This is a genomic window from Streptomyces sp. NPDC059994, assembly GCF_042737755.1.
GTDB lineage: Bacteria > Actinomycetota > Actinomycetes > Streptomycetales > Streptomycetaceae > Streptomyces.
In genome coordinates, this window is record NZ_JBHWUR010000138.1 from 13,903 (window position 1) to 18,071 (window position 4,169).

Below are 4,169 nucleotides of genomic sequence, written 5' to 3' on the forward strand. Positions count from 1 at the left end.
GGGCGGGCCCGGGTCCCGCCCGCCGGCCACGGGACCGGTCCCGGCGGCCCCGCGGACCGGTGCCGGGCGTCCGCCGCCACCGGTCCGGCCACGCCACCCGGGGAGCCCGCACCGCACCCCGGCGGTAGGGTGACAAGGCCTGATCCAGGTACCTGATCCACGTACCTGATCCACGTATACGAAGACGACGAAGACGTTCCGGAAGGACCTCCATGCCGCTCGAAGCCGGCCTCCTCGACATCCTCGCCTGCCCCGCGTGCCACGCCCCGCTCAAGGACGCCACGGCCGATGAGACGCCCGAGCTGGTCTGCACCGGCGCGGACTGCGGCCTTGCGTACCCGGTCCGCGACGGCATCCCCGTACTCCTCGTGGACGAGGCCCGCCGCCCGGCGTAACCCCGCCCCGCGGACCCCGTCCCGCGGACCCCGTCCCGCAGACCCCGCCCGGCACACCAGCCGGGAACCGAGTGACCCGGAACCCCGATCGCCCCGGAGGCCGCCGCACATGCTCGATGAGTCGCTGCTCGACGCGCCGGAAGCCCTGGCCCGCGCGGATCGCCGCGGTCTGCTGCGCGGAGCCGCGGAGGCCGGCGCCCGCGTCCGTACCGCCGCCCGGCACGCCATCGAGGCGGGCATCGCGGAGCTGAAGCCCGAGGGCCGCCCCCGGGCCGTACTCATCGCGGGCCCCGGCACCGCGGCCGAGGGCGTGGCCGACCTGGTCACGGCGCTGGCCGGAGCCTCCGCGCCGGTCGCCCGGCTCGTCTCGACCGGGGTGGCCGCCGCGGCGGGCGCCCTGCGCTGGAACCTCCCCGGCTGGGCGGGCTCGGTCGACCTCCTGCTCATCACCACGACGGACGGCAGCGAGCCCGGTCTGGCGCTCCTGGCAGAGCAGGCCTACCGCCGGGGGTGCACGGTCGTGGCCGTCGCCCCGAAGGGCTCCCCGCTCTCCGAGGCCGTCGACGGGGTGCACGGCCTGGTGGTGCCGCTGGCGACGGCCCCGCACGAGCTGTACGAGGACGGGAGGACCCCGGCCGCCTCTCCGAGCGCGCTGTGGGCCCTGTTCACGCCCATCCTCGCCCTGCTCGACCGCCTGGGGCTGACCGCCGCGCCCCCGGAGACGCTGGAGAAGATCGCCGACCGCCTTGACCGCACCGCGGAACGCTGCGGCCCGGCCATCGCCACGTACAGCAACCCGGCGAAGACCCTCGCGACGGAACTCGCCGACTCGCTCCCCCTCGTCTGGACGGAGGGCGAGGGCGCCGCACCGGCGGGCCGCCGCTTCGCGACCGTACTGGCCGAGCTCGCGGGCCGCCCCGCACTCACCGGCGAGCTGCCGGAGACGCTCGCGTCGCACGGCATCCTGCTCGCGGGCTCGCTCGGGGAGGGCGCCGACCCGGACGACTTCTTCCGCGACCGGGTGGAAGAGCCCGCGGCGCTGCACGCCCGGGTTGTCCTGCTGCGCGACCGCCCGGCGGGCGGCCTCTCCGCCGCCCCGGCCGCGCGCGAACTCGCCCTGAGCCACGAGGCGCAGATCAGCGAACTGGAGCCGGAGGAGGGCACGGAGCTGGAGTGCCTGGCGGAACTCCTCGCCCTCACGGACTTCACGACCGCGTACCTCGCCCTCGCATCGACGCCGCCCCCCACGTAGGGCACCGCCGGTGCAGCCCCATGCCGACGCGGCCGGTGGCCGAGGACATCAGTGACCGGAGCCGACAGCGACCGATACCGACGGTGACCGGTGCCGACAGCTGCTGGGCACGCGGCGACCGAACCCGTACGAGACCACGCGAAAGAGACCACGCGAACCATGGACCGTCTCGCCAACACCGTGCGCCCCTACGCCTGGGGCTCCACGACGCTGATCCCGGAACTGCTCGGCACCGCCCCCACCGGCGAGCCCCAGGCCGAGATGTGGATGGGTGCGCACCCGGGCGCCCCGTCCCGTATCGACCGGGGTGCGGGCGGGACTCCGCTCTCCGACGTCATCGCAGCGGACCCGACGGCGGAGCTCGGTGACGCGGCCGTCGCCAAATTCGGCCCCCGTCTTCCTTTTCTTCTCAAATTGCTGGCGGCTGGCGCCCCCCTCTCGCTTCAGGTGCATCCCAATCTCGCCCAGGCGCAGCGGGGTTACGCGGACGAGGAAAGCGCGGGCGTTCCGCTCGGCGCCCCGCACCGCAATTACAAGGACGCCAACCACAAGCCCGAACTGATCTGTGCCTTGACAACGTTCGAAGGCCTGTGCGGGTTCCGGGCTCCGGAAGAATCCGCGGATCTTCTCGCCGAGCTCGACGTGGACTCCCTCAAGCCGTACGTGGACCTCCTGCACGCCCACCCCGAAGAGGCGGCGCTGCGCGAGGTCCTCACGGCCGTACTGACCGCCGATCCGAAGGAGATGGCGGCGACGGTGACAGAGGCCGCGGCGGCCTGCGAGCGCCTCGGAGGCGACGCCTACCGGGCCTATGCCTCACTCGCCCACCACTTCCCGGGCGACCCCGGCGTCATCGCGGCCATGCTCCTCAACTACGTCCAACTCCAGCCGGGCGAGGCCCTGTTCCTCGGCGCCGGCATTCCGCACGCGTATCTGAGCGGCATGGGCGTGGAGATCATGGCCAACTCGGACAACGTGCTGCGCTGCGGTCTGACCCCGAAGCACGTGGACGTCCCCGAACTCCTCCGGGTCGTCCGCTTCGAGGCCAACGACCCGGGCGTGCTGCGCCCCGAGGCGTCGGAGGCGGGCGAAGAGCTCTACGACACCCCGATCGACGAGTTCCGCCTGTCCCGCTTCGTACGCGCGGAGGGTGCGGCTCCGACGGACCTGACGGCCGGGACCCCGCAGATCGTCCTGTGCACGGCGGGTGCGGTGGAGCTCGGCGACCTGCGCCTCACCCCGGGCCAGGCGGCCTTCGTCCGGGCGGGCGAAAAGGCCGGACTGTCCGGAACGGGCACTGCTTTTCGCGCCACTGTCGTGGCCTGATGCAACAATGTGCGGCCGAATGGCGGCACCCGGGCGGCCGCGACACCGACGAAGGGAATACGTGCACGTATGAGTGCGTCAGGCGGAACCAAGGCGATCGTGGCGGCGCTCGGCGCCAACCTCGCGATCGCGGCAGCCAAGTTCGTGGCGTTCCTCTTCAGCGGTTCGTCGTCGATGCTCGCGGAGAGCGTCCACTCACTGGCGGACTCGGGCAACCAGGGCCTGCTGCTGCTCGGCGGCAAGAAGGCACAACGTGAGGCGACGCCCCAACACCCCTTCGGCTACGGCCGGGAGCGCTACATCTACGCCTTCCTGGTCTCGATCGTACTGTTCTCGGTCGGCGGCATGTTCGCCCTCTACGAGGGCTACGAGAAGGTCAAGCACCCGCACGACATCGAGGCCTGGTACTGGCCCGTCGGCGTCCTGATCTTCGCGATCATCGCCGAGGGCTTCTCCTTCCGTACGGCCATCAAGGAGTCGAACGAGACGCGGGGCTCGCTCTCCTGGTCGCAGTTCGTGCGCCGGGCGAAGGCCCCCGAGCTCCCCGTAGTCCTCCTTGAGGACGCGGGCGCCCTGATCGGACTCGTCCTCGCCCTCGGTGGCGTGGGCCTCGCGCTGGCCACCGGCGACGGCGTCTGGGACGGCGTCGGCACCCTGTGCATCGGCGCGCTGCTGATCCTGATCGCCCTCATTCTGGCGGTCGAGACGAAGTCGCTGCTGCTCGGCGAGGCCGCCGGTACGCAGGAGGTGGAGAAGATCCGCACGGCGATCGTCGACGGCGACACGGTCACCTCCGTCATCCACATGCGTACGCTCCACCTCGGCCCGGAAGAGCTGCTGGTCGCGGCCAAGATCGCCGTCCAGCACGACGACACGGCGGCAGAGGTCGCCCACGCCATCAACGCGGCCGAGGCCCGCATCCGTGAGGCGGTCCCGATCGCCCGCGTGATCTACCTGGAGCCTGACATCTACAGCGCGACGGAAGCCGCGGCGGGCCCGGACCCGGCGACCACGCCGGGCGGCACGGGTCACTGAGTACGGTCACCGAGTGCGCTCCACTGTTACCTGCGAAGCAGGTCTGGGGTCGAGGCTTCGGCAGGCGAGTGTGTGGGCGGGGCGGGAGAGGACTTCCCGCCCCCCCCCCACGTCTAAGGGGTCCGCCCGGCTACTGGGTCCCAACGTCTGCTGGACGCCCC

Annotated in this window: 4 protein-coding genes; all 4 read left to right on the forward strand. The window is 72.4% G+C overall.

The window, feature by feature from the left end; genetic code table 11:
* The first annotated feature begins 212 nt into the window (after positions 1 to 212).
* The gene (locus tag ACFWA7_RS36315; RefSeq protein WP_385549843.1) at positions 213 to 395 is read left to right on the forward strand and encodes a Trm112 family protein; all 183 of its coding nucleotides are present in this window, start codon (positions 213 to 215) and stop codon (positions 393 to 395) included.
* Positions 396 to 504: 109 nt separating this feature from the next.
* Entirely contained in the window at positions 505 to 1,647 is a 1,143-nt protein-coding gene (locus ACFWA7_RS36320) for an SIS domain-containing protein (RefSeq protein ID WP_385549840.1), read from the forward strand.
* Between the two features lie 159 nt (positions 1,648 to 1,806).
* Positions 1,807 to 2,973 carry a mannose-6-phosphate isomerase, class I gene (manA, locus tag ACFWA7_RS36325; protein WP_385827348.1) on the forward strand — a complete coding sequence of 389 codons (1,167 nt, stop codon included), beginning with the start codon at positions 1,807 to 1,809 and terminating at the stop codon, positions 2,971 to 2,973.
* A 69-nt stretch (positions 2,974 to 3,042) separates the two neighbouring features.
* Positions 3,043 to 4,008 carry a cation diffusion facilitator family transporter gene (locus ACFWA7_RS36330; protein WP_385549834.1) on the forward strand — a complete coding sequence of 322 codons (966 nt, stop codon included), beginning with the start codon at positions 3,043 to 3,045 and terminating at the stop codon, positions 4,006 to 4,008.
* Positions 4,009 to 4,169: the final 161 nt, after the last annotated feature.

Bases quoted from the DNA above. Each gene is read 5' to 3' on its own strand.
- ACFWA7_RS36320 (WP_385549840.1), top strand. From the start codon at position 505: ATGCTCGATGAGTCGCTGCTCGACGCGCCGGAAGCCCTGGCCCGCGCG.
- ACFWA7_RS36315 (WP_385549843.1), top strand. From the start codon at position 213: ATGCCGCTCGAAGCCGGCCTCCTCGACATCCTCGCCTGCCCCGCGTGC.
- ACFWA7_RS36330 (WP_385549834.1), top strand. From the start codon at position 3,043: ATGAGTGCGTCAGGCGGAACCAAGGCGATCGTGGCGGCGCTCGGCGCC.
- manA (WP_385827348.1), top strand. From the start codon at position 1,807: ATGGACCGTCTCGCCAACACCGTGCGCCCCTACGCCTGGGGCTCCACG.